The organism is Streptomyces sp. NA02950 (assembly GCF_013364155.1).
Classification (GTDB): domain Bacteria; phylum Actinomycetota; class Actinomycetes; order Streptomycetales; family Streptomycetaceae; genus Streptomyces.
Window position 1 is genome coordinate 796,078 of the sequence record NZ_CP054916.1, and the last position, 23,721, is coordinate 819,798.

Consider the following 23,721-nt stretch of genomic DNA (forward strand, 5'->3'; position numbering starts at 1 on the left):
ACTGATCGACATCCCAACGTGACTGCGGTGGGCCTTCGTTGGCCGGAAGGCGCCCCCGGCGGTCCACATCGCCGGGTGTCAGGCCATCGCGGCCGGCCTGATGTTCTGGTTGGCGTGGAAGAGGTTGTCGGGGTCGTAGGCGCGCTTGATCCGGGCGAGGCGGTCGTAGTGGTCGCGGTAGGTGGCGCGGACCCGTTCCTGGCCCTCCCCCGCACCCATGAAGTTCACATACGAACCGCCCATGGAGTACGGGTGCGTCTCCTCCCAGTAGTCCACGCACCACTGCCTGATGGCCCCGGCGTTGGCCGGATCGGGATCGACACCGGCGAACACACCGGACCAGACGGCGTCGCGGTAGCTCCAGGCCGTGTCGTCCGGGCCCGGCCGGTGGGCCGCCGCGTCCACCGGGTAGAGGTGCATCAGGGAGAGCGGGGTGGGGAGGTTCTCACCGTATTTCTGGTGCACCTCGATGGCGGCGTCCGGGATGCTGTCGAAGAAGTCGCCGCGCCAGTACCACTGGTATCCACTGGGAATCACGCGATCGAGCATGCTCTGCAACGCGGGGTAGGGCATCGGCGAGGTGAAGTGGAAGGCCGGGGGGCCGGGCTCCCGCACCGAGGTGAGCGCCTCCTCGAAGTGGTCCAGGTCGCCGGTGTGACACCACACCACACCGCACATCTTCCGCCCGTGCAGCTCCTCGGGGAACGGCGGGCCGGGCGGGATGGCGAGGATCGCGAAGAAGCCGTACACGTCCTCCGGCGCCCGCGGCAGGAATTCGCGGTACCAGGTGAGTACGTCGTGGGTGCGGTCGACCGGCCAGACGGTGATGGCCACCCCGACCGTGTCCACGGGGTGGAGCCGGTAGGTGAACGAGGTCACGATGCCGAAGTTGCCGCCGCCACCGCGCAGCGCCCAGAACAGGTCCGGGTGTTCGGTCTCGTTGGCGGTGACGAAGCTGCCGTCGGCCAGCACGACGTCCGCGGAGAGCAGGTTGTCCGCGGTGAGGCCGTACTTGCGGGTGAGGTAGCCGTGGCCACCGCCCAGGGTCAGACCGCCGACACCGGTCATGGAGATGATGCCGGTGGGGGTGGCCAGTCCGAAGGCGTGGGTGGCGTGGTCCAGGTCGCCGAGATGACAGCCGCCACCGACCTCGGCGGTCCTGGCGACGGGATCGACACGTACCCCCGTCATCGGCGACAGATCGATGGTGACGCCCTCGTCCACCAGGCAGAGGCCGGGCCCGCTGTGACCGCCGCCCCGGACGGCGAGTTCCAGTCCGCTGTCGCGGATGAAGTTGACGGCGGCCATGACATCGGCGGCGTCCGCGCAGGGCACGAAGGCGGCGGGATGCCGGTCGATCATGGCGTTGTACACCTGGCGGGTCCGGTCGTATTCGGTGTCCCGCGGACCGATCACCGGCCCGCGCAACGTGGTCCGCATGGTTTCCAGAGTTCCGGCGTCCATGGCGATCTCCTGGTTGTGCGCCGGCGCCCAGGCACCCGTCAGCGGCCCGACGGGCAAGCGCACGCCGCAGGGCTGACACCTCCAGCATCCCGTCGGCCGCCCGGCCGCGCAATTCCGCCGGTCGGCCGCTCGGCGACACCCGCGCACACCACGGTCCGCTGGCGGGCGCCTACGCGGTGTGGTCCGTCGGGCGATGCCCGGACCCGGCCCGGACGGCCCGCAAGGGGCGCCGGGCCGGTTCTCCTCGGGGACCTCGACATCGGAGAAGAGCACTTCGCGGCAGACGATGGCGCGCCGGCCCATCTTCCGCATCGGCCCACCGACGCGGAGTCCGGGGGTGCCGGCGTCCAGGAGGAAGGCGGAAACACCCCTGGATCGCCGGCTGGGGTCGGGCGGTGGTCCTGATCGACGCGACGTGGGAGCCGGAGCCGGGCTCGGTGGTGGCCAGCGCCGTTATCGGGGCCCTGGGGCCCACCAGCGGGCCGAGCCAGCGCTTCTTCCGCTCCTCGGCGCCCAGTTCGCGGACGGGGTCGGCGAGGAAGCCGTTGGGCCACAGCAGATTGCCGATGCCGGGGTCGTCGAAGCACAGCTCCTCCTGAACCAGACACTGGGTGAACACATCGGTGAATCCCCCGCCGCCTACCTCGGTGGGCAGCATGACATCGGTGATGCCGACCTGTGCGGCCCGCTGCCAGATGTCGACCGGGGTGACCCCATCGGCCTCGTCCAGCTCGCGGGCGCGCGGGCGGATCTCGTGACGGGCGAAGTGGCGGACGGCCACGGATGCCGGATCGCGGAAGGCGGCGAGTCCGGTGCGCCGGGTACCGGCCTGCGGCGAGGTGGTGGGCATGGGTCCCGCGGCTCCTCTCGGCGGAGGGGCGGTGACGGTGGCGCCGCGCGGCCAGGCGGCCGGGGCCGGGACTGCGGGCGGCCCTGGTGTGCCCTGCCCGGTCCGTCCGGGCTCCGGGGTCGTCGGCGCCAAGCTTTACTGACTAGCCGTACAGTTATGTCCTCAGTATCGTGGTTTCTTCCACGCACTTTGTCAATGAGTGCGGCCCACTTCCCTGGCCGCTCACTCAGCACCCGTTCAAGACCGCGAACCCCTGGCGACTGGGGCGGGAGCGGGGCATGTCCTATCCTCGTGGCGTGACACGCAGCCGTAAGGACCCGAGTCTGCGCCGGGGGGAGATCCTTCGCGCCACCGTCTCCCAGATCAAGAAGCAGGGCATCCACCCCCTGCGCATCTCCGACGTGGCACATGAACTGTCGGTGAGCCCGGCCCTGGTGATCTACCACTTCCAGAACAAGGAAACGCTGATCGCCGAAGCCTTCGCCTGGGCCGTGCAGCGCGAGCTGGACCACCTGGACCACCTCAGCGCCGGACTGACCACCGCGCTGGAGCGGCTGCGCACCGCCCTGGACTGGTATGCGCCGACCGGACAGGCCAAGGGCTGGACGCTGTGGATCGAGGGCTGGGCGGGAGCACTGCGGGAGCCGACCCTGCGCAAGGTCGGACGGGAACTGGATCTGCGCTGGAAAGAGGCGCTGACCGCGATCATCCAGGACGGCGTGGACAGCGGGGAGTTCACCACCGACGACCCGCGGGGTGCGGTGTGGCGGATCACCGCCCTGCTGGACGGAGTGGCCGTGCAGACCATCGTCCACCGCGGCACCCAGGACCGGAAGCAGGCGGCCGACTGGTCGCGTCAGATCGTCGCCCGTGAGCTGGGCCTCAAGTGCACCGACCTGGGGCGCGGCTGAGCGGCCGCACCCCGGCGCGCGGGCTCCCATTTCCTCGCCGCGACCCCGGTTCCCCCGGTGCGCGAGGACGGCCCTCCCTGACGCGCGAGCTCGCCTTCCCCGGCGCGGGGGCACGGCGCCCGATCCGGCGGTATTGACAAGCGCGGAACACGTACTACATCGTCGTTCAGTAACAGACAGGTCCGCGGGCCGCGCGGCAGGATCATCCCGCGCGCCGGCCACCGGGGCTTCGCTCCTCACCACGAGCAGTTCCCGAGCTCTCCGCCCGCCACCGCGGCTTCCCCTCCCCACACACCGGGACACGGGTGGCACGAGCTCCGCGTCGAGAGGTCAATCCATGAACGCGCACCACGGGACCGAGTCGTTCGACGTCATCGTGGTCGGCCTGGGCGGTCCGGGCACCGCCGCCGCGTGGCACCTGGCCGCCTCCGGCCGCCGGGTTCTCGGCCTGGAACAGTTCGCGTTCGGCCATGAACGCGGAGCGTCCCACGACACCTCGCGCATCCTGCGCCACAGCTGTCACCGGCCCGACTACGTCCGTCTCACCCGGCACGCCTACGACGACTGGGCCCTTCTGGAGTGCGCCGCCGACGAGCGGTTCGTCACCACCACGGGCGGTGTGGACCTGTGTCCGCGCGACTCCTCGATCCCCCTGACGGACTGCTGGCGGAGCCTGGACGCCGAGGGCATTCCGTACGAGCTGCTGGATGCCGCCGAAGTGCGGCGCCGGTGGCCGCAGATGTCCGTGCCCGAGGGCACCACCGCCATGTACCAGGAGCGCACCTCCATCGTGCCCGCGGCGCGGTCCACCGCCGCCATGCGGCGGCTGGCGACCGCGGCCGGTGCGCAACCGCGCGACCACACCCCGGTGACCGCCGTACGGCACGGCGCGCACGGGGTCGAGGTGGACACCCCGGCCGGTGCTCCGCCGGAAAGGCGGTGCTGTGCACCGACGCCTGGGCCAACACGCTCCTGGCCCCGTTCGGCCACGAGATCCCGCTGACCGTGCTGGAGGAGCAGGTCAGCTCCTTCCGGCCGGTGGATCCGGCCCGGGTGGTGACGGCCCCGGCCCCCACCGGGCCGCCGAATCCCCGGCATCCACCCCTCACCCCACCACGACTGAACGCGCATTCAGTGACGAGTGCCCGCACTGGAGGAAGCCATGACAGCGACCCCCCTGAGCACACCACCCCTCACCGGTGCCCCCCAGCCGCATCTCCAGCTGATCTGGACCGACCCGGTCACCGGGCGGCGCGGCTTCGTGGTCATCGACCGTCTGATCCGCGGCGTGGCCAGCGGCGGACTGCGCATGCGCGAGGGCTGCACCGTGGAGGAGGTGCGCGGCCTGGCGGCCGGGATGACCCGCAAGGAAGCACTCCACTACGAGCCGGGCAACCGCTACATCCCGCTCGGCGGCGCCAAGGGCGGTATCGACTGCAGTCCGCACGACCCGCAGGCCCGCGCGGTCCTCTCCCGCTTCCTGGCTGCCATGCGCTGCGTCCTGGAACACCACTGGGCCACCGGTGAGGACCTCGGGCTGCGCCAGGACACCATCGACGACGTCATCGGCGAGGTCGGGCTGGCCAGTTCCATCCAGGCCATCTATCCCCTGCTGGACGACGCCGCCCAGGCGCGGCAGCGACTGGCGGACGGGTTCGCCATCGACGTCGACGGGGTGCCGCTGCCCGAGCTGGTCGGCGGTCTGGGGGTGGCCGAATCGGCCCTCACCGCCCTCGATCTGATCGCCCTCCCCCACGGGTCGGCGCGCGCCGTCGTCCAGGGGTTCGGCTCGATGGGCGGTGCGACCGCCCGCTATCTGGCCCGGGCGGGTGTCACGGTGGTCGCGGTGGCCGACGCGTACGGTGTCATCGCCAACCCGGACGGTCTGGACGTCGAACACCTGCTGCGCACCCGTGACCCGCTCGGCGGGATCGACCGCGGACAACTGCGGCCCGGGGACCGGGAAGCCGACGGTGACACCTGGCTCGATATCGCATGCGACGTCCTGGTGCCCGCTGCGGTCTCCTACTGCATCGACGCGGTCAACCAGACCCGGATCACGGCCCGGATCATCGCCGAGGCCGCCAACATGCCCACCCTTCCCGAGGCGGAGGCCGCGCTGCACGCGCGCGGTGTCCAGGTCATTCCGGACTTCGTCGCCAACTCGGCCACGAACGCCTGGTGGTGGTGGACGCTCTTTGGTGACATCGGCGCCGACGCGGCCCAGGCCCACCACAAGGTCCGGCAGTCCTCGCGCCGGATCACCACGGACATGCTCACCAGCGCCCGGCGGTTCGGCATCACCCCCCGCGACGCCGCGCTCGGGGTCGTCGCGGACAAGATCGCCGCCATTGACGCCCGCTTCGGCCCCGGCACCACCCCGGCCAGTCCGAGCCCTGCTGGAGGCAGCCATGCCGGAGCGCGTTGAACTGACGTGATCGGCGGCGAGTTGATGGGGCCGCCACCGCGTGGGCGGGAGCCGCCGCGGGCTGTCGGTGCTGCTCCTGGCTCGGTTCGATGCGGGCCACCACCACGGCAGCTCGCACGGCAGCGCACGGATCGTCCGCCGCGCCCGCGACGACGCTATGTACACCCGGCTGACCGGGCGGGCCCTCACGCCAGACCCGGCCGTGGAAGGGGGACGTGGCCGCGAACGACAGGGAACGTCGGCGGTCGGGGCGCCGGGGGGCGGGGGTGTGGTCTCAGGCGAGGTCGCGCGGCAGGTACCGCTGCCAGGTGCCTTCGAAGACCTGCTGGTCATCCTCGCTGGCCCGGACGGTGATGTCCACCTCGTACGCCTCGCCGTGGACGGTCGGACAGAGGTCGGCGAGGGTGGTCACCCGGCCTCCGGCCAGCCCACCGTGTACGCGCAGCGGGCCACCAGGGTCTGGTGGTGGGTGCGTTCGTCGACGGTGACCCCGGCCGGTGTTCCGTGCTTCGCACACGGTGCCGCCGTGGGTGTCCAGGCGTCGGCGTCGTCGACGAAGCAGGTGGTGCCACGGGCCAGCACATCGCGTTCGACGGTCCAGGTCACCCCATTGCCATCGGGCAGGGCCCCGGCGGTCACCTCGAGGAAAACCGGCGGGGGGGCACGGACCGGGCCGGCGGTGACCGGCGGGGTCAGCCCGCTCCCGGCCACGTCGACGGTCAGTGTCAACGGCTGTGGCGGGGCGGAGGTGTTGGGCCAGTCGGCACCCGCGATCGACAGCCGCGGCCGGTGGCTCCAGGATGCACGCGGTGGCGTTCGGTTCGATGTCGACGCGGGAATTGCCGGTGCCGATGGGGTGGCCTTCTTCGGTGGCCACCGCCTGCGCGCGCACCGGTACCCGAGGGTGGCTTTCTCCGCTTGCGCGGATCTTTTCAGGAATTCGAGGGGGAGGCACGGGGGAATTCCCCTAGTCCTCTGCCGGGGCCCAATCCGGAATCATGCGGCATAGGCTGTCCGCACCTCGGTGACATCCGAACGGCTGTGCGTATATCCGCATCCGCACCGGCCTGCCGGGAATACCCGACGGCGGAATGTCCGGCGGTCGGCCGCATGGAGAACGCGCGCGAAGACCACCGGGGGCCGGCTCGCCGAACTCGGCTCGTCGGCCCCGGGCAGCCGCGGGGTGGCCGCCGGGATCCGGCGGCCGATCATCCGGCCTCAGTAGGCCACCGTGCCGAACCAGTGGAGATCGCCGCAGGGCCGGCGGGTGTCACAGACCGCGGTGATGTACACCATGTGCCCGCCCTGGACGGCCTGGACCTCTGCGGTGACGTCCTCCTGCTCCCCGTCCGCCGGGACGGTGATGGTGGCCCACGGCTGACTGTCCGGGCAGTCGAGCCGGAGCTCCAGCCGCGCGCCGCCCTCGCTGCCGTTGGACACCCGGGTGACCAGACGGCCGTCCCCCTCCCGGCCGAAGTCGACCCGGGCGTAGCGAAGCTGGTCCCCGTCGCTCAGGCTGCGCGCGTGCCGAAAGCCCAAGTCCGACGCCTCGGTGCCCTCCTGAGCGGTGTATTCGTCGGCGTTCACGCGCAGCCGTGCGGACAGGGAGGGGCTGGGGCCCGGAGGCTCCGTCACACCGGGGTCATGGCCGTCCGGTCCGCAGCCGGCCGGCTCGGACGACTCCATCCACCGCAGCGCCAGGGTGCAGGTGAGCGCCGTGGCCACGGTGGCGCTCACCGCCAGGAGGACCGTCGCCCTCCGACGTGTTCCGAGCAGCCATGTCCGCGCCTTGCGCACCGGCCCGGCAGCGCGGCGCCGGCGGCGGCCCGTACCCGCGGGGCGGGCGGCCGGCGCGCCGCGGGCCGGCCGGCCCCGCGGTGGCCTACCGGCGGTGGCCTCCTTGTTCCGCCGGTAGTCCTCGGCGCGCCACCACCCCAGCAACCGCAACGGCAGATGCCGTGCCGCACGGGCGTCGAACCGCACCAGTTCGTCGTACAGGGCACGGCACCGGGCACAGGCGGCCAGATGCTCCGAGACCTCCGGCCCCGGCGGGCTGTAGGGAAGACCGCGGCTGCCGCCGAGAATCTTGATGCAGTCCTCGCTGTCGACCCGCTCGAGGTACAGCTCCATCCGCGAGCGCCGCAGCCCGCGGTCCGCCGTCGTGAGACGCGCCCGCAGATCGCGGCCCATGAGACCGGTGATGTCGGCGACGGCCGTCAAGTCGTCCTGCTCGACCAGGGTGTGCCACAACAGGCACTGTTCCACCGGTGTCAGCCCCTCGTACGCCACCTGCAACTGGCCGTCATCGTGCATCGGCCACACCGAGCCACTGGCGATCCAAGCCATGAACCCGGCCGAGAAGGCGTGCGGATGCTTCAGCGCGTCGGCCACCGCGGCCAGCCGGGTGGACTCCAGCAACTGCAACCGCACACATCCGGCATGGCGGCCGCGGTCCAGCGGATGCGGTGAGGTCACCCGCTCCCCCAGCTTGGTGAACGCCACCGACACCAGCTTCGAAGCGAGCCCCGGTGATGTGGTGCAGGTCAGCGCGTAAGCCCGGACCGCCGGCTGATGGCGGTCGTACACCTCCCGGAACAGCGAGGTACGGCCCTCCCGTACCGCCCGGAGCGCCGCCATGTCGCCGTCCGCCTGCTCACGGACCAGCGACGTCATGCACGACCGGTTCATCGGCCGCCACCCCTCGGACCCCCCACGGCCGGAACGGAGCCGGTACCGTCGCCGGCCGACGGGAGTGGGGCACGGCCCCCTAACGCGCACTTCACTGAGGAGGAACAGGAGGTCGGCAAGGCGGGCTGTCGCCGGAGGGCGGGGCCGGTGGCGGTGTGAGCCACGGGCGCCCGTGACCGAACCCGTCGCACAAGGGTGTCTTTGAAGGCTTTCCAGGCGAGCAATGGCATGGTCCAACCCCGATGGTGTAGTTCTTCGCAGTGCCCGCCTGTCACGATTTCGCTGGTGTCCACGCGCGAGTCGGGTGGTCATTGGCGTTCAACTTCGACACATGGCTTCCGGCTTGATGTCGGCCGCCTCACTCCGATGTGAGCGCGGCGCGGAGGACGACGGCTGAGACAGCCAACAGGCGGTCCAGTCATGGGAGTTCTGCGGGTTGCGTGGTCGTCCGGAACATGTGCATCTTATGCGTCGCACGCCTTTCTTTTCACCTGCTGGCAAGAAACTTTCCTAACTCGCCAGTACGGGAACGGCGATGAAACGCATGAGCGAGAAGTGCAGCCACGTAAATCATTTCATTTTAAAACATCTGTGCGTTGTCAACACCGCATTCGCCCTTGAGTGGCCCCCCATCTCCCGGTTGGTGTGGCCCAGCCCGCCCAGACCGGCCACTTCGCGCTCCCGCGGGGTCAGCAGAGCCTCCAGCTCCCCCAGGCCCTCACGGGTCCCCAGCGCCGCGAGGTCGGCGCGGCACGCGGCCCGGAACGGAGCGGCACCCAGCGCGGTGAACGTGGCCTCCGCCGCCTGGAGATGGCCCTGGGCCTCGGCCGCCCGACCCTGCGCCGCCACACACCGCCCGTCCGGCTTCGGCCGGCCGCCGTTGACACCACCCGACCGGAAGTCGCCGGGAACCCGTCCGCCGGAACGGACGACTACCTGATCACCGGCACACCGCCAATGGGTGCTTCACGGGAGGGCGTCATGCACTGGTACGAGGACGACGGCTTCTGGTCGGACTTCTCCGGGACGATGTTCTCCGAACACCGACGGGAGCGGACCCGGGAACTGATCGCGGATTCACCGCTGCTGGACTTCCCCACGGGCTCCCGGGTGCTGGACCTGGCTTGCGGACCGGGACTGTATCTGGTGCCGCTGGCCCAGCGCGGCTGCGTCGTGACCGGGGTCGATCTGAGCCCGGTGATGCTGGAGCGGGCCCGGGCCGCGTGTGCGGACGCGGGCGTGGGGGTGCGCCTGGTGCGCGCGGACATGCTCAGCCATGTCGAACCGCGCTCCTACGACGTCGTACTGAACGTGTTCACCTCCTTCGGCTACTTCGACGATCCCGGTGACAACGTCCAGGTGCTGCGCAACGCCCACGACTCGCTGGTCCCCGGCGGACGGCTGCTGATCGATGTGATGGGCAAGGAGGTGCTCGCGGGCTGGATCGGCCGGCCCCAGGTGGTGGAGCTGGACGACGCGTACGTGGTGCAGCGCGACACCGTCCTGGACGACTGGTCCCGGCTGCGGACGGACTGGACGCTGGTGCGCGGCGGGACGGCCCGGGAAGCCTCCATCACCTCCTTCCTCTACAGCGGGTCGGAGCTGCGCACGCTGTTCGAGCGGGTGGGCTTCACCAAGGTGGAGTGCTTCGGCGACTTCGACGGCGCCCCGTACGACCAGCACGCCCGGCGGCTCATCGTGCGCGGGACTCGGGAACTCTGACGCCCCGTCGTCCGACTACCTGCGGGGGGACACGCCGTACCCCCAGGACCCGCGTGGAAAGGACCGCATGACCAAGGCACCGGTGACGAGCGGCCGGGCGGCAGTCCGCCGGCGAACGAGGACGATCCTCGTGCTGCTCTCGGCGTTCCTGGCGATCTCGGTGGTCGCCGGGGTGGCGCTCGGCCCCACCGTCGTCCCGTTCGGCGCTGTGCTGCGCTACCTCTTCGCCGCCGTCTCGGGGGGCCGGATCGGGGCGGACGAGGTGACGGACTACGCGGTGGTGTGGGAGATACGCACCCCGCGGGTCCTGCTCGCCGCGGTGGTCGGCGCGGGGCTGTCCGTGGTCGGTGTCGCCGTCCAGGCGCTGGTGCGCAACGCTCTGGCCGATCCCTTCGTGCTGGGGATCTCCTCCGGTGCCTCGGTCGGCGCGACCGCCGTGGTGGTGTTCGGGCTGTTCGCGTCCCTGGGGGTGTACGCGTTGTCGGCGGCGGCCTTCCTCGGCGCGCTCGGCGCCACCCTGCTGGTGTATCTGGCCGCGCGGGGGCCGATGGGGCTGACCCCGCTGCGGCTGGTGCTGACCGGGGTGGCGCTCGCGTACGGGTTCCAGGCGCTGATGAGCGTCCTGGTGTTCGTCTCGCCGAACGGCCAGGCGGCGCGCACGGTGCTGTTCTGGCTGCTGGGCTCCCTGGGCTCCGCGTCCTGGGAGTCGCTGCCGCTGGTGACGGTGGCGGTGGCGGTGGCGGTGGCGGCGCTGCTGCGGCAGAGCCGGGCGCTGGACGTGCTGTCGCTGGGGGACGAGACCGCGGCGAGCATGGGCGTGGACGCGCGGCTGCTGCGGCGCCGGCTGTTCGTACTCACCTCCGGTGTCACCGGCCTGATCGTCGCGGTGAGCGGTGCGATCGGGTTCGTGGGTCTGGTGCTGCCCCATGTGGTGCGCATCCTGGTCGGTTCCACCCACCGCCGGGTGCTGGCGGTCGCCCCGCTCGCCGGGGCGTGCTTCATGGTGTGGGTCGATCTGGTGGCCCGTACCGCCTTCGCGCCCGAGGAACTGCCGCTCGGGGTGATCACGGCGCTGATCGGGGTGCCCGTCTTCATCTCGCTGATGCGCCGCCGCGGCTATCTGTTCGGAGGCCGCTAGATGACACTGCGTGTGAGCGAACTGTCGGTGGAGGCGGCGGGCCGCACCCTGGTCGACCGGCTCACCCTGGACGTGGCCGCCGGTCGGGTCGTGGGGCTGGTCGGCCCGAACGGCAGTGGCAAGTCCACGGCACTGCGCTGTGTGTACCGGGCACTGCGGCCGACCTCCGGCGCGGTGCTGCTGGACGGCACCGATCTGGCGTCGGTGCCGCTGCGCGACAGCGCGCGTTCCATCGCCGCGCTGACCCAGGAGAGCCACACCGAACTGGACTTCACGGTGGCGGAGGTGGTGGCGCTGGGCCGCACCCCGCACACCCGCGGCAACGGCCCGCTGACGGACCGGGAGCGCGAGCTGTGCCGGGCGGCGATGGAGCGGCTGGATGTGGCACATCTGGCGGACCGCAGTGTGCTGACGCTCTCGGGCGGGGAGCGCCAGCGGGTCCTGGTGGCGCGTGCGCTGGTCCAGGAGCCCCGGGTGCTGGTGCTCGATGAACCCACCAACCATCTGGATGTGCGCCACCAGGTGCGGTTGCTGTCGTTCCTGCGCGGTGCGGAGCTGACCGTCGTCACCGCGCTGCACGATCTGAACCTGGCCGCCGCCGTCTGCCACCGCATCGCCGTGCTCAACCACGGCTCCCTGGTCGCCTCCGGTGATCCGGCCGAGGTGCTGACGGCCGCCCTGGTGCGCGAGGTGTTCGGCGTCCACGCCACCGTCGTACGCCATCCGCGCACCGGGGTCCCCCAACTGCTCTACGACTTCGACGAATACGACTTCGACGGACTCGACGCCAACAACGCCCCCAACGACCGCACCGATATGAACGCTGAGACATCCTCACCGTCCGCCGGGGCGGCCCCGGAAGGAATGCGCTGATGACCCGACCCCACCTGCCCCCTCGTCGCGCGGTCCGCGCCCGCACCATCTGGATCGCGGGGCTGGCAGCCGCGGTGCTGCCGGTCACCGGCTGCGGAGCCGAGGTGGATACGGCGGACAAGAGCGGCAAGCCCGCGACGGTCACCGTGTCCAACTGCGGCAAGAACATCACCTACACCCGCCCGAAACGGGCGGTGGCCTACGACGTCAGCGGGGCGGAGAAGATGTTCGCCCTCGGGCTGGGCGACCGGATGCGCGGCTATGTGATGAACAAGCTGGGCGACCCGTCCATCGCCGGATCCCCCTGGCGCGCCGACTACAAGAAGACCGACCGGCTGGGCAGCGAACGCATCACCCGGGAGATCGTCGTGGACGCCAAGGCCGACTGGGTCCTGGCGGGCTGGAACTCCGGCTTCGGCGAGGACCGCGGCATCACCCCGGCCCTGCTGAAGAAGGTGGGCATCGCCAGCTATGTGCACACCGAGACCTGCTGGGACTACGGCGACAAGACCACGGATGTGCCACCGCTCCAGGCGCTCTACACCGATCTGCGCGCCATCGGCCGGATCTTCGGGGTGACACCGAGGGCCGACCGGCTGGTGGCGGATCTGAAGCGCCGCGTCGCCGCGCTGAAGAAGACCTGGCCGAAGAACGGCGATCCGGCCCGGGTGTTCGTCTATGACTCCGGCACCGACCAGCCGTTCACCGCCGGGCGCCACGCCGCACCGAACGACATCATCGCCGCCGCGGGCGGCAGAAATGTGCTCGATGACCTCGACAAGGGCTGGACGACGGTCGGCTGGGAGCCGGTGGCCACGGCGAAACCCGAGGTCATCGTGGTCGTCGACTACGCGGGCCAGTCAGCCGAGCAGAAGATCAAGTATCTGAAGTCGCTGCCCGCGATCAAGTCGGTGCCCGCCGTGCGGAACAACCGCTTCCATGTCATCTCCTACGGCGACGCCGTGAGCGGGCCGCGCAACGTCAAGGGTGCCGAAGACCTCGGCCGCTACCTCAGGTCGGTGGGACGGTGACCGCACAGATGACCTCCCCGCCGGCTTCCCAGCGCACCGGGACCGCGCCCGCCGCCCTGGTCCACGAGCACATCACCGACGCCATGAAGACCCCCGATCTGGTCCGGCTGGCCGACAACGTGGTCCTCGCCCGCTTCGAGACGATGAAGGTCTACGCCGCGCTCGGCGCGGTGCGCACCCTGCTCGACCGCGGAACCATCAGGCCCGGCCAGACCCTCGTGGACAGCTCCAGCGGTATCTACGCCCTGGCCCTGGCGATGGCCTGCCACCGCTACGGACTGCGCTGCCACATCGTCGCCTCCACCACCGTCGACGCCACCATGCGCGCCCAACTGGAGATCCTGGGCGCCACCGTGGACCAGATGCCGCCCGCCCAGGATCTACGGCTGGACCAGGAGCGCAGGGTGCGCCGGGTCCGGCAGCTGATCGCGGAGCGGCCCGGCACCCACTGGATGCGCCAGTACCACGACGCCGTCCACTACGCCGGATACCGCGCGTTCGCCGATCTGGTGGACGACGCGCTCCCCGGTGTTCCGCTGACGGTGGTCGGTGCCGTGGGCACCGGTGCCTCCACCGGTGGACTGGTGCGGCCGCTGCGGGAGCGCGGCCGGGCGGTCACGCTGCTGGGCGTACAGCCCTTCGGCAGTGTCACCTTCGGCAGCGAGGGGTTCCAGGACCCCGAGGCCATCATCGCCGGAATCGGCAGCTCGATCCCCTTCGACAACGTCCGCCACGAGCTGTACGACACCCTGCACTGGGTCGATTTCCGCCACGCCATGGCGGGCGCGGTCGGCCTGCTGCGCGACCACGCGGTGTTCGCCGGACTGTCCACCGGCGCCGCCCACCTCGTCACCGCGTGGGAGGCCGAGCGCCGCCCCGAGCGGATGCACCTGGCCATCGGCGCGGACACCGGACACCGCTACACCGAGCGGGTCTTCGCCCGCCACCACGAGGCCCCCGACCCCCGGACGCTGACGCCCCGCCGGATCACCAGCCTCGATGAACTGGCCATGCCCTGGTCGACGATGGACTGGGGACGGCGGCACCACGATGTGGCACCGGCTCCCGAGCCCGTCACGGCCCGCTCCCCGTCCGCCACCTCCCAGGCCACCGTCCAGACCAGCGCCCCGGCCACCGCCCAGGAGGACCACACCCCATGACCATCGCCGCCCTGGAAGCCCTCACCTTCGGACTGGGACGGCTGGCGGAAGCGGCCCGCTCCGCCGGCCACCGGCTGAGCCTGCTCACCCGGGACCGCGCCGTCTACCGCCATGAACTGGCCCAACTGCCGCCCGGCGCGGTGGACATCGTCGATGTCGACACCACTGACGAGACCGCCACCGCCGACGCGCTGGCCGCCCTGCCCGAGCTGCGCGGCCTGATCAACTCCACCGACACCTGGAGTGTCATGGGGGCCGACCTCGCCGCGCGCCTCGGCCTGCCCGGCCCCGACCCGGCCTCGGTGCGCCTGCTGCGCGACAAACACCGCGTACGCAATGTCCTCCACGAGCACGGCCTGAGCCGCGGCCGTGCCCTCGCCCTCGTCCCGGAGGCCCCGGACACCGGGGCCGCGGCGGCCGAGGTCCTGCGCGAGGTGGGTCTGCCCGCGGTCCTCAAGGACTCCTCCGGCACCTCCTCGCGCAACGTGTGGCTGGTCCGCGAGGAACACGAACTCCACACAACGCTCGCCGAAGCCGCCCAACAGCCCTTCACGGGGCGGCTGTTCGCCGAACCGTACCTCGCCGGGCCCGTGTACAGCGCGGAAACCCTCAGCTGGGCGGGGAGCACCCGGCTGCTCGGCGTCCTCAGCCGACAGCTCTCCCCCGCACCCGCCGTCCGCGAGGAGGCCGCCGCCTTCCCCGTCGCCCTCCCCGGCCCGGAACACCACACCATCCAGGACTGGGTGGCCCGGGTCCTCAAGACGGCGGGCCACGACAGCGGCTTCGCCCATGTGGAGTTCGTCCTCACCCGTAACGGGCCGGAGCTGGTGGAGATCAACCGGCGGATCGGCGGAGCGCTCGTCGGCGAATCGCTGTGCCGCGCCCTGGACACCAATGTGTACGACGCGATGGTCGACACCGCGCTCGGCCGTCGCCCCGCCCTGCTGGACGCCCACGACCACCAGGGCGACGGTCCCGCCACCGGCTTTGTCCTCCTCTACCCCGACCGGCCGGGCACCCTCACCGGTTGGACCGGTCTGGAGCGGCTGGCGGACTTCCCCGGCGCTCCCGAGTGGTATCCCACCGCCACCCCCGGGGACCGGGTGGAACACCTGACAGACCAGCGCGGCTGCACCGGGATCGTACTGGCCGAGGCCGCGACGGCGGAGCTGGCGCTGCACCGGGCGCTGAGCGCGGCGGGCAGCGTACGTCCCGTGGTCGCCACCGACGGCACGGGGTGAGCCTGCGCTCCGGACTGGCCGAACTGACCGGTCCACAGCGGTTTCTGCTCGCGGGCTCCTTCCTCATCCCGCTGGGCAGCTACGCCGTCCTGCCCTTCATGTCCATCCTGCTCCACGAGCGGCTGGGCATGGGTCTCGACGCCGTGGGCATGGTCCTCGCCACCGCCTCCCTGGTGCAGTTCTCCGGCGGGGTGGCGGGCGGCGCCGTAGCGGACCGCATCGGACTGCGGCGCACCATGGTGCTGGCGCTGACGATCCGTACGGCGGGATTCGCGGCGTTCCTGCCCGGGCTGAAACACACGTACGTGGCGGTGGCCGCGCTCTTCCTCGTCTCCTGCGGCGCGGCGCTCTACCTCCCGGCGAACAAGGCGTATCTGGTGCACACGGCCGACCCGTCACGGCGTCCGCTGCTGCTGTCCACGAGCGGTTCGGCGCTCAACGCCGGAATCGCCCTGGGCCCGCTGGCCGCGGCGCCCTTCGTGCTCAGCTCCTCGGCCGGGCTCTTCGCCGCGGTCACGGGCCTGTTCGCGGCCATCACGGCGGGCCACGCCCTGCTGCCCGCGGAATCGCCCGCGACGGCGCCCGGCCCCCCGGAACCGGAGCGGCCCGCCACCGCGGGGGACACCACGGCGCCGGTGGCGGAAGGGCCGGGCGCCGGGCTCCTGGGTCCCGGCGCCCTCCCCTTCGCGATCACCGTGCTGAGCCTGTACGTGTTCATGTTCTTCCAGCACTATCTGGCGCTGTACGCCGTACCCCGCACCTCGACGGCGTACTACAGCCTGGTGCTCGCCCTCTACGCGCTGCTCCTGGTGGTGGCCCAGCCGCTGGTGTCCGACCTGGTGGCCCGGCTGCCCTACGGCCATGTCCTGCGGTTCGGCTTCGCCGCGATGGCCATCGGCATGGCCGTCCTCGCCCTCGGCGGCCATCTCGCCATCCTCGCCGGATCCCTGCTCATCTGCTGCGCCGAGATCGTCCTGTTCCTGAAGAACGACCTCGAGGCACTGGCGCGCTCCGCCCGCTCCCCCGCCGTGGTCTTCGGCCGTCAGCGGCTCGCGGCCGGCATCGGCGCGTTCGTCAGCGGAGCCGTCGGAGGCGGTGGATACGAGGTGGCCGAACGGTCCGGTCACGCCGGGCTGTTCTGGGGCGCGGTCGCCGTGCAGTGCGTGGTGCTGCCTCCGCTGCTGATCGCGGCCGTGCGCCGGATGCGGTCAAGGGGAACAACTCCCCCGCCCCTGGCGTTCTCCGGTCGAAGGAGGCGACGATGACACACGCGGAGAACGATCAGAAGAAGGTCCGGGACACCGCCGGGGAACGGCGGCGTGCCCGCTTCGGCGCCCTGCCGGAGCGTGTCCGCCCCGAGGAGATGGTGGAAGAGCGCCCGGCCGTGGCACCGGACCCGGCGAGGAACGCCTACAACGACGACGAGTGGCTGATCCGTTACGTGGTGTGAGCCGTCGCCCCCGGTGCCGTTCAGCGAGCCAGTAGATCTCTCAGGGCCCGGGTGACACCGGCGGGTGCCTCCTCGGCCATGAAGTGACCGCTGGTGACCGTGGTGTGGAGAAGATCGGGCGCCCAGGCCCGCCACAGCGCTCCCGCGTCGAAACCGAGGGCGGCGCCCCAGTCCTGCTGGAGTACGGTCACCGGCATCCGCAGCCGGTGACCGGCCGCACGGTCCGCCTCGTCGTGCTCGACGTCGATGCCCGCGGAGGCACGGTAGTCGGCCACGATCGAGGGCACGGCCGAGCGGCAGGCGTCCAGGTAGGCGGCGCGCACATCGGCGGGGACGGCCCGCGGATCGCGCGTCCAGATATCGAGGAAGTGGCCGAAGAAGGCGTCCGGGCAGCCACCGATCAACCGCTCGGGCAGCCCCGGGGGCTGGGCCATCAGATACAGATGGAAGCCGACGGCGGCGGCCGTCCCGTGCAACACCTCCCACATGTCCAGTGTCGGCAGCACATCGAGGCAGGCCAGGTGGGTGATGGCCGCCGGGTGATCGAGTCCGGCGCGGAAGGCCACCAGCGCACCGCGGTCGTGTCCGGCCAGGGCGAAGCGCTCATGCCCCAGGGCGCGGGCCGTGGCGACGATGTCGGCGGCCATGGTCCGCTTGGCATAGGTGGTGTCGTCGGTGGCCTCCGGTTTGTCGCTGGCACCGTATCCGCGCAGGTCAGGGCAGATGACGGTGTGGTCGGCCACCAGGTCGGCGGCGATGTGCCGCCACATCACATGGGTCTGGGGAAAGCCGTGCAGGAGCACGATCGCGGGGCCGGAGCCCGCGACGGCCACGTTCAGGGACACCCCGTCGGCGACGGGAACACGCTGATACTCGAATCCGGCGATGGCGAAGGTCATGATGGTCGTTCTCTTTCCGTTGCTGACCAGGTGCCCTCAGCCTGCCGGGCCCGGATGAGCGGGCGATGAGCACGCTAGCGTGGGCACCGCCGCCGGTGACCTGGAGTGTCCCGGGGTGACGGGGGGGGAGAAGGAGGTGGCCGGAGGTGCGCGTCGTCTTCGGCGTACTGGGGCCGGTGACGGCCTGGGACGGCGCCGGGCACACGATCGCGCTGAAGGGGCCACGGCACCGCGCCGTACTGGCCCGGCTGATCGTGGCCCGCGGGCACGTCGTACCCGTGAGCCGCCTGGCGGAGGACCTGTGGCTGGATCCGCCCGCCGGTGCGGTGGGCGCGGTGCGCACCTTCGTGGCCGCGCTGCGCCGTGCGCTGGAACCGCAGCGCCCGCCCCGCGCCCCGGCCCGGCTGCTGGTGACCGAGGGCCCGGGGTACGCGCTGCGCGCGGAACCGGGCGCGGTGGACGCCTGGTGCTTCGAAGACGAGGTGGCCGCCGCCGCGACACTGCCGCCGGAGGATGCGCTCACGCGGCTGGACTCCGGGCTGGGGCGGTGGCGCGGGCCCGCGTACGCGGAGTTCGCCGATGAGTTCTGGGCCCGTACGGAGCGTTCGCGTCTCGCGGAGCTGCGGCTGCACGCCGTCGAACGCCGGGCCGGGGCCCGCCTCGCCCTGGGGCGCGCCGGGCAGGTGGTGCCGGATCTGGACGCACATGTCACTGAGCATCCGTGGCGCGAGGACGCCTGGCGGCTACTGGCCCTGGCGCTGTACCGCACCGGGCGGCAGGGCGACGCGCTGGCGGTACTGCGGCGGGCGCGGACCCTGCTGGTCGAGCAGTTGGGGGTGGACCCGGGGCCGGGACTGCGCCGTCTGGAGGCGGACATCCTCGAGCACGCCGGCCACCTCGAGACCGCATCACACCCCACGTCCACCGACCGGGCCGGTGCGGCGGCCGAGCGGGTGTGGGCCCGGGCCACCGCCGCGTACGACCGCACCGTGGCATCCGGTGCACGGACCCGGCTGGAGTCGGCGGTCGGTCTGCTGCGCCATCTCGCGGTGACCGGGGGCGGTGGTCTGGAGGCCGCTCGTGAACACCGGGTGGCGGCCATCGCGGCGGCCGGGGAACTGGGCGACCCGGAACTGACCGCCCGGGTGATCGGCGCATACGACGTCCCGGCGATCTGGACGCGGTCGGACGACCCGCGGCAGGCGGCGTGGGTGGTCGCGGCGGCCGAGCGTACGCTGACCGCCCTGCCGTCCGACGGACATCCGTCCGCGCGGGCCCGGTTGCTGGCCACGATCGCCCTGGAGTCGCGGGGCACCCGCTCGGCGCGCGGTCCCGAGGCCGCCGGGCAGGCGGAGCGGATCGCCCGCGAGCTGGACGATCCCACCCTGCTGGCGTTCGCCCTCAACGGCGCCTTCATGCAGAGCTGTTACCGCGCGGGCCTGGCGCCCCACCGGGACGGGATCGGCGCAGAGCTGGTGGCCCTGTCCGCCCGGCACGGTCTGACCACCTTCGAGGTGCTCGGCCATCTCATCCGCCTCCAGGCGCGCGGTGCGCTCGGCGACTTCCCCGGGGCCGACGGCCACGCGTCCGCCGCTGACCGGCTGGCCGAACGCCATGAGCTGCCGCTGGTGGGCGTGTTCACCCGGTGGTACCGGGCGCTGCGGCTCGCCGCGACCGGCAGCGCACCGGACGACGAGGCGGAGTCGGCCTATCGCGACGCCGCCGCCGCTCTGGACGGCGCGGGCATGCCCGGTCTGGAGCGGGGCCTGCTGCCGCTCGCCCTGCTGTCCGTGCGGCTGCGCCGGGCATGTCCCACCCCGGTCGACGAGCAGATCGACTGGGGCCCCTACGCACCGTGGACCCGCCCGCTGGTGCTGCTGGCCCAAGACCGCCGCGACGAGGCCGCCGTGGCACTGCGCGAGGCCCCGGATCCGCCGTACGACCTGCTGTTCGAGGCCCTGTGGTGTCTTCTCGCGCAGGCGGCCGTCGGTATCGGCGACCGGGAGACGATGGAGCGGGCGCACCGTGCGCTCTCCCCGGCGGCGGCCGAGTTGGCGGGGGCGGGCAGTGGTCTGCTGACCCTGGGGCCGGTCTCGCGCCATCTGGACGACCTCACCGCCGCCCTCCGGCACGCGCGGTGAGCGGCGGTGAGTCAGCGCCTCTGGAGGAACGCCCCCGGCCGCCTCAGACGGGGCGCGGGCGGTGTTCGGCCAGCCAGGTTTCGGCGCAGGCGACCGCGTCGGGCAGTGCGAACAGCCGGGCAGCGGCCGCGCCCACCCTGCCGCGTATCACCGGGCGTTCGCTCTCGAAGTCCGTGCCCAGCTCCGCGAAGCGCTCCTCGGTGATCGAGGTGTCCCTGACGGTGTGCCGGCGACGGCCGTGCGGCGTCATGACGGCGAAGGAGGTCTCGACCCGTGGGGCGGGGATCCGGTACTCGGCGAGGTGGAAGGCGGTGCAGGAACCGAAGCCCGCGCCCAGCAGCAGGATCCGCGCCCCCGCTTCCTCCAGCCGGGCGAGCGGACTGCGTTCGCCCAGCCGGCAGTCCAGGGCATGGCCGTCCACGATCGCGGACGCCCGCTCCCCGATGGCCGCGAAGGAGGTCTGCGGATGCGCGCTGCGCAGGGCGCCGGGCCAGGTGCGAAGGGTCTCAGGGATCCGGCCGACACCGTACGTGGGCGTGATGCGCGGGTCATAGCCCGGCATCGAGGCACGGATCTCGGCCCACCAGGACTCGGGCACCGGCGGATTGGCCCAGTCGGCCGGGTCCGAGTTGTCGCCGGAGTGCGTCGGCACCACCAGCGTTCCCTCCGGGCCGAGGACATCGAGCAAGGCCCGAACGACCGCGCCACCGCAGACCCAGCCGAGCGCGCTGGGGGAGGAGTGGACCAGGAGGGTTTCCCCCGGGCGCAGTCCGAGGTCGCGCAGCTCGGAGGCCAGCGAATCGCGGGTGCACAGCGGGCCGGTGGGAGGTGTTGTCCGCATGAGAGGGAGTGTGCAGGGGCCCGGCGACGCGTACCACCGGATGTCGGCGCCCGCCCCGGCGCCCGCGGCCGGGCCGCCGGCTCGCCCACCACACCATCGGAAAGTCCTTCCTTGCTATAGCAAGGCAAATTTGTCCGTATTGCGTAACACGCGGTGTTTCGTGGCGTCTCGGTGGCATACGGCACGGCACAGTGATCCCCCGGCCACCGCCGGGACTCGATCAAACGAGACGGCGCACGGCCGTCCCCGCACACCTAGGGGTCACCATGACTCGACTCACCCGCCTTGCCGCAGGCAGCCTCGCCGCCACCGCTCTGCTCGGCGCCGCCGCGCTTCCGGCCGACGCCCACCCCGGGACGTACCACTCGCGTGTGGTCATCGGAGAGGTCCAATACAACAGCCCGGGTAGCGACGACTACTCTCGTCGGAGCCTCCGCGCGGAGTGGGTCACCATCACCAACACCGGCCGCCAGCGCGTCGACCTCGACGGCTGGACCCTCGCCGACACCGCCGGCCACGTCTACCTCTTCGAGGACCTGACGCTGCGCGGCTACGAATCCGTGCGAGTCCGGACCGGCTCCGGCGACGACACCGAGCGCGACGTGTACCAGAACTCGCGCACCTACATCTGGAACAACGACGGGGACACCGCGATCCTGCGCAACGACCACAATCGTGTGGTGGACGCCAAGTCCTGGGGCCGCCAAGGCCACTGGCACCACCGCCGCTGAGCCCGGATGAGCCGGCACCCACGCGGCCCCGGTGCGCCATGTCCCCGGACGTGGCGCACCGGGGCCGCCCCGCCGTCCCCGTCGATGACTAGTGCCGCGTCACCAAGGTTCACCCCGCTCGCCGCCCTGGCACGCACGCTCGCTGCGTCGGCCGAAAGCCCGAGCAGGCCAACTGCGAGGGCTTCCGGCCGCCTTGCGATCGCACGCACCAGGACGCCTCGCCACCGGGCAAACCGAGACTGACGCCGGCACTAGTCGATACGGGCGGCTGCCTGGGACAGGAAGGTGTCCAGCACCCCGTCGCCCACCTTGGGCCGCACCTCACCCCAGCGGTTGCGGGCCGGGGTGGTGCGTACCGCCTCGGCCCGGTCCCGGAGGGCACGGGAGGCCGCGACGAGTTCACCGGCCCGGTCCCGGTCGCCGTGCTGCCACGCGGCGAGCGCGTCGGCCGTCTTCACCGCCGCCGCGCCCCACAGTTCGGTGGCGTCCAGCCAGGGGGCGGCGTCGGTGGTGAAGCCCTTCTGCACCGCACCGCCACGGATGGTGGCGGGTGCCTCCCGGATGCTCCGCAGATACGTACGCAGTTCCCGCACCGCCGTGTCGCGGTCGCCACCACCGTCCCAGGCGGTCCAGAACGCGGAGATCCGGCCGGCCAGCACGGGGGCCTGGCTCTGCCAGGGGGTGTCACCGGAGGTGGGGGCCAGATGCTCGAGGTCACCGAAGACCCGCAGGGCGGCGGTGGCCCGGCGATCGCCATCGGCGAGGTACGACAGGGCACGCCGCCCGTTGGCCCCGGCCCGGTAGGCGCGGTCGTTCCAGCCGAAGTCGGCGGCGCCGAACACCGCGACCTTGCTGGCGTAGGGCTGGTTCATCGGGTTGGCCACCAGCCCGCTGAGGTGCTCGGACAGACCGGCCTCGCGCTTGTCGTACGGGGCGAGCAGCAGTCGGCCGCTGGTGTTCCCGAAGTCGTTGACCGGATAGTTGTCCCAGACGAAGACCTTGCGCCCGAAGAGCTTGGCTGCCGCGGCGGCCTGGGCGGTGGTGATGCTGGGCGGAACGACGTCCGGGCCCGTCCACATCACCTCGACCGCCGGATCGAGTGAGCTCCGGAGCTTCTGCTTGTACGCGGTGTCGGTCAGATTTCCGTACTCGGTGGGCACCATCTGGAGGGGCCGGGCACCCTCGTGGGTGGCGATGAAGTTCTTCTGGATGTCATTGAGCAGATCGACCTGGGCCGCGGCGGCCGCGGCACGTCCTGGGTCGCCGTAGGCCGCACGGTCGCCGTCGCAGTTCCACTTGGTGTAGCTGATGTCGTCCAGCGGGATGGAGAAGGCCCGGGTGCCCTGGTCGTACAGGGCCTGGAGCTTGGCCTCGAGGGCGCGGCGGTCCGCGGCGTCGGAGTAGCAGATGGACTCGCCGGGAGAGACCGCGAAGGTGAAGCGGACATGGTTGGCGGTCGCGCGGCGGACGAGCGCGCCGAGCTCCTCGAGTTTGTCGGCCGGGTAGGGATCCCGCCACTTGCCGCGGTGGTAGGGGTCGTCCTTGGGCGCGTAGATGTAGCTGTTGGCCTTCACATCCCCGTAGAAGTCCATCTGGTCCAGGCGTTCCTGATGGGTCCACGGCTGACCGTAGAAACCCTCGATCGTGCCGCGCAGGGCCATCGAGGGGTGGTCGCTGACCCGGACGCCGTACACCGACCAGCGGTCACCACCCGTTGCGCGGAAGAGCTGGCGCAGGGTCTGAACGGCGTAGAACTGCCCGGCGGCGTCGTGGCCGCCGAGCGCCACCACGGAGGGCGCGTCGCGGTGCCGGCCGACGCGGAGCGCATAGCCTTCCGCACGTCCGGGGGCGGGCGTGTCGCCCAGGGCCTCGGCGATGTCCGGCCGGGAGTCGGGGCCGAGCAGCACGGTGAGGCCGCGCCCGGAGGCCGGGGGCGGGTCGTCCGGACCGGTGACCTCGACACGGTCCACGCCATGGTCCTTGAGGAGCGCGATGAGGCGGTTCCTGGCCGCGGTGTCCGTGTGCTGATCGGAGACCAGGACGACCCGAGGGGGGACGGACACGTCCGCGCCGCCGCGGACGAGCGTCTGGGGGGTGGGTGAGACGGCGGGCAGCGCCGCAGTGGCGGACTCTGGCGCGGAGGACGGCTCGGG

General features: G+C 71.9%; 21 protein-coding genes. 13 read left to right on the top strand and 8 right to left on the bottom strand.

What is annotated here, in order from left to right:
• Window positions 1-78: 78 nt before the first annotated feature.
• Together HUT19_RS03245 and HUT19_RS03250 are read right to left on the bottom strand one after the other, a co-directional pair.
• Window positions 79-1,464, bottom strand: coding sequence for an FAD-binding oxidoreductase (locus tag HUT19_RS03245; RefSeq protein WP_176186421.1), 1,386 nt, complete (start codon window positions 1,462-1,464; stop codon window positions 79-81).
• A gap of 169 nt (window positions 1,465-1,633) precedes the next feature.
• Window positions 1,634-2,314: an acyl-CoA dehydrogenase family protein gene (locus tag HUT19_RS03250; protein WP_254885411.1), complete on the bottom strand. Its 681-nt coding sequence runs from the start codon at window positions 2,312-2,314 to the stop codon at window positions 1,634-1,636.
• 296 nt (window positions 2,315-2,610) lie between these two features.
• On the opposite strand from HUT19_RS03250, the gene HUT19_RS03255 reads away from it, so the two are divergent.
• From HUT19_RS03255 to HUT19_RS03265, 3 genes are all read left to right on the top strand, one after another.
• On the top strand, window positions 2,611-3,225 hold the full coding sequence (locus HUT19_RS03255) for a TetR/AcrR family transcriptional regulator (protein WP_254885412.1): 615 nt from the start codon (window positions 2,611-2,613) through the stop codon (window positions 3,223-3,225).
• A gap of 337 nt (window positions 3,226-3,562) precedes the next feature.
• The gene (locus tag HUT19_RS03260; RefSeq protein WP_176178969.1) at window positions 3,563-4,228 is read left to right on the top strand and encodes an FAD-dependent oxidoreductase; all 666 of its coding nucleotides are present in this window, start codon (window positions 3,563-3,565) and stop codon (window positions 4,226-4,228) included.
• Between the two features lie 159 nt (window positions 4,229-4,387).
• Window positions 4,388-5,653, top strand: a complete 1,266-nt coding sequence (locus HUT19_RS03265; protein ID WP_176178970.1) for a Glu/Leu/Phe/Val dehydrogenase dimerization domain-containing protein — start codon at window positions 4,388-4,390, stop codon at window positions 5,651-5,653.
• A 274-nt stretch (window positions 5,654-5,927) separates the two neighbouring features.
• On the opposite strand, the gene HUT19_RS03270 is transcribed toward HUT19_RS03265, so the two are convergent.
• From HUT19_RS03270 to HUT19_RS03280, 3 genes are all read right to left on the bottom strand, one after another.
• Window positions 5,928-6,065, bottom strand: a complete 138-nt coding sequence (locus tag HUT19_RS03270) for a hypothetical protein (protein WP_176178971.1) — start codon at window positions 6,063-6,065, stop codon at window positions 5,928-5,930.
• Window positions 6,062-6,382 (bottom strand): hypothetical protein, encoded by a 321-nt coding sequence (locus tag HUT19_RS03275; RefSeq protein ID WP_176178972.1) that lies wholly within the window; start codon window positions 6,380-6,382, stop codon window positions 6,062-6,064. The genes HUT19_RS03270 and HUT19_RS03275 overlap by 4 nt, the downstream gene beginning before the upstream one ends.
• A gap of 489 nt (window positions 6,383-6,871) precedes the next feature.
• Window positions 6,872-8,326: a carbohydrate-binding protein gene (locus HUT19_RS03280; protein WP_176178973.1), complete on the bottom strand. Its 1,455-nt coding sequence runs from the start codon at window positions 8,324-8,326 to the stop codon at window positions 6,872-6,874.
• A gap of 996 nt (window positions 8,327-9,322) precedes the next feature.
• Between HUT19_RS03280 and HUT19_RS03285 the strand changes: the two genes are divergently transcribed.
• The 8 genes from HUT19_RS03285 to HUT19_RS03320 all read left to right on the top strand — a co-directional run bounded on the left by HUT19_RS03285 (window position 9,323) and on the right by HUT19_RS03320 (window position 16,956).
• Window positions 9,323-10,063 (top strand): class I SAM-dependent methyltransferase, encoded by a 741-nt coding sequence (locus HUT19_RS03285; protein ID WP_176186423.1) that lies wholly within the window; start codon window positions 9,323-9,325, stop codon window positions 10,061-10,063.
• A gap of 67 nt (window positions 10,064-10,130) precedes the next feature.
• Window positions 10,131-11,201, top strand: coding sequence for an iron ABC transporter permease (locus HUT19_RS03290; RefSeq protein WP_176178974.1), 1,071 nt, complete (start codon window positions 10,131-10,133; stop codon window positions 11,199-11,201).
• Entirely contained in the window at window positions 11,202-12,074 is an 873-nt protein-coding gene (locus HUT19_RS03295) for an ABC transporter ATP-binding protein (protein ID WP_176178975.1), read from the top strand.
• Window positions 12,074-13,105 (top strand): ABC transporter substrate-binding protein, encoded by a 1,032-nt coding sequence (locus HUT19_RS03300; protein WP_176178976.1) that lies wholly within the window; start codon window positions 12,074-12,076, stop codon window positions 13,103-13,105. Before HUT19_RS03295 ends, HUT19_RS03300 begins: the two co-directional genes overlap by 1 nt.
• Before the next feature lie 8 nt (window positions 13,106-13,113).
• Complete coding sequence (locus tag HUT19_RS03305; RefSeq protein ID WP_176178977.1) at window positions 13,114-14,265, top strand: pyridoxal-phosphate dependent enzyme; 1,152 nt, start codon at window positions 13,114-13,116, stop codon at window positions 14,263-14,265.
• Window positions 14,262-15,506, top strand: a complete 1,245-nt coding sequence (locus tag HUT19_RS03310; protein WP_176178978.1) for an ATP-grasp domain-containing protein — start codon at window positions 14,262-14,264, stop codon at window positions 15,504-15,506. Before HUT19_RS03305 ends, HUT19_RS03310 begins: the two co-directional genes overlap by 4 nt.
• Window positions 15,503-16,771, top strand: coding sequence for an MFS transporter (locus tag HUT19_RS03315; RefSeq protein ID WP_176178979.1), 1,269 nt, complete (start codon window positions 15,503-15,505; stop codon window positions 16,769-16,771). Before HUT19_RS03310 ends, HUT19_RS03315 begins: the two co-directional genes overlap by 4 nt.
• On the top strand, window positions 16,768-16,956 hold the full coding sequence (locus HUT19_RS03320) for a hypothetical protein (RefSeq protein ID WP_176178980.1): 189 nt from the start codon (window positions 16,768-16,770) through the stop codon (window positions 16,954-16,956). Before HUT19_RS03315 ends, HUT19_RS03320 begins: the two co-directional genes overlap by 4 nt.
• Window positions 16,957-16,976: 20 nt before the next feature.
• Here HUT19_RS03320 and HUT19_RS03325 read toward each other — a convergent pair whose 3' ends face one another.
• Complete coding sequence (locus HUT19_RS03325; protein ID WP_176178981.1) at window positions 16,977-17,855, bottom strand: alpha/beta fold hydrolase; 879 nt, start codon at window positions 17,853-17,855, stop codon at window positions 16,977-16,979.
• A 146-nt stretch (window positions 17,856-18,001) separates the two neighbouring features.
• Between HUT19_RS03325 and HUT19_RS03330 the strand changes: the two genes are divergently transcribed.
• Complete coding sequence (locus tag HUT19_RS03330) at window positions 18,002-19,996, top strand: BTAD domain-containing putative transcriptional regulator (RefSeq protein ID WP_176178982.1); 1,995 nt, start codon at window positions 18,002-18,004, stop codon at window positions 19,994-19,996.
• A 43-nt stretch (window positions 19,997-20,039) separates the two neighbouring features.
• Here HUT19_RS03330 and HUT19_RS03335 read toward each other — a convergent pair whose 3' ends face one another.
• On the bottom strand, window positions 20,040-20,837 hold the full coding sequence (locus tag HUT19_RS03335; RefSeq protein ID WP_176178983.1) for an aminoglycoside N(3)-acetyltransferase: 798 nt from the start codon (window positions 20,835-20,837) through the stop codon (window positions 20,040-20,042).
• Window positions 20,838-21,103: 266 nt separating this feature from the next.
• On the opposite strand from HUT19_RS03335, the gene HUT19_RS03340 reads away from it, so the two are divergent.
• Complete coding sequence (locus HUT19_RS03340; protein WP_176178984.1) at window positions 21,104-21,568, top strand: lamin tail domain-containing protein; 465 nt, start codon at window positions 21,104-21,106, stop codon at window positions 21,566-21,568.
• 251 nt (window positions 21,569-21,819) lie between these two features.
• On the opposite strand, the gene HUT19_RS03345 is transcribed toward HUT19_RS03340, so the two are convergent.
• Window positions 21,820-23,682, bottom strand: coding sequence for a beta-N-acetylglucosaminidase domain-containing protein (locus HUT19_RS03345; RefSeq protein WP_254886113.1), 1,863 nt, complete (start codon window positions 23,680-23,682; stop codon window positions 21,820-21,822).
• Window positions 23,683-23,721: the final 39 nt, after the last annotated feature.

Excerpts from the sequence above, each read along its gene's own strand:
- HUT19_RS03310 (WP_176178978.1), top strand. The coding sequence starts at position 14,262 with ATGACCATCGCCGCCCTGGAAGCCCTCACCTTCGGACTGGGACGGCTG.
- HUT19_RS03265 (WP_176178970.1), top strand. The coding sequence starts at position 4,388 with ATGACAGCGACCCCCCTGAGCACACCACCCCTCACCGGTGCCCCCCAG.
- HUT19_RS03250 (WP_254885411.1), bottom strand. The coding sequence starts at position 2,314 with ATGCCCACCACCTCGCCGCAGGCCGGTACCCGGCGCACCGGACTCGCC.
- HUT19_RS03260 (WP_176178969.1), top strand. The coding sequence starts at position 3,563 with ATGAACGCGCACCACGGGACCGAGTCGTTCGACGTCATCGTGGTCGGC.
- HUT19_RS03290 (WP_176178974.1), top strand. The coding sequence starts at position 10,131 with ATGACCAAGGCACCGGTGACGAGCGGCCGGGCGGCAGTCCGCCGGCGA.
- HUT19_RS03335 (WP_176178983.1), bottom strand. The coding sequence starts at position 20,837 with ATGCGGACAACACCTCCCACCGGCCCGCTGTGCACCCGCGATTCGCTG.
- HUT19_RS03325 (WP_176178981.1), bottom strand. The coding sequence starts at position 17,855 with ATGACCTTCGCCATCGCCGGATTCGAGTATCAGCGTGTTCCCGTCGCC.
- HUT19_RS03285 (WP_176186423.1), top strand. The coding sequence starts at position 9,323 with ATGCACTGGTACGAGGACGACGGCTTCTGGTCGGACTTCTCCGGGACG.
- HUT19_RS03280 (WP_176178973.1), bottom strand. The coding sequence starts at position 8,326 with ATGACGTCGCTGGTCCGTGAGCAGGCGGACGGCGACATGGCGGCGCTC.
- HUT19_RS03300 (WP_176178976.1), top strand. The coding sequence starts at position 12,074 with ATGACCCGACCCCACCTGCCCCCTCGTCGCGCGGTCCGCGCCCGCACC.
- HUT19_RS03340 (WP_176178984.1), top strand. The coding sequence starts at position 21,104 with ATGACTCGACTCACCCGCCTTGCCGCAGGCAGCCTCGCCGCCACCGCT.
- HUT19_RS03295 (WP_176178975.1), top strand. The coding sequence starts at position 11,202 with ATGACACTGCGTGTGAGCGAACTGTCGGTGGAGGCGGCGGGCCGCACC.
- HUT19_RS03305 (WP_176178977.1), top strand. The coding sequence starts at position 13,114 with ATGACCTCCCCGCCGGCTTCCCAGCGCACCGGGACCGCGCCCGCCGCC.
- HUT19_RS03320 (WP_176178980.1), top strand. The coding sequence starts at position 16,768 with ATGACACACGCGGAGAACGATCAGAAGAAGGTCCGGGACACCGCCGGG.
- HUT19_RS03245 (WP_176186421.1), bottom strand. The coding sequence starts at position 1,464 with ATGGACGCCGGAACTCTGGAAACCATGCGGACCACGTTGCGCGGGCCG.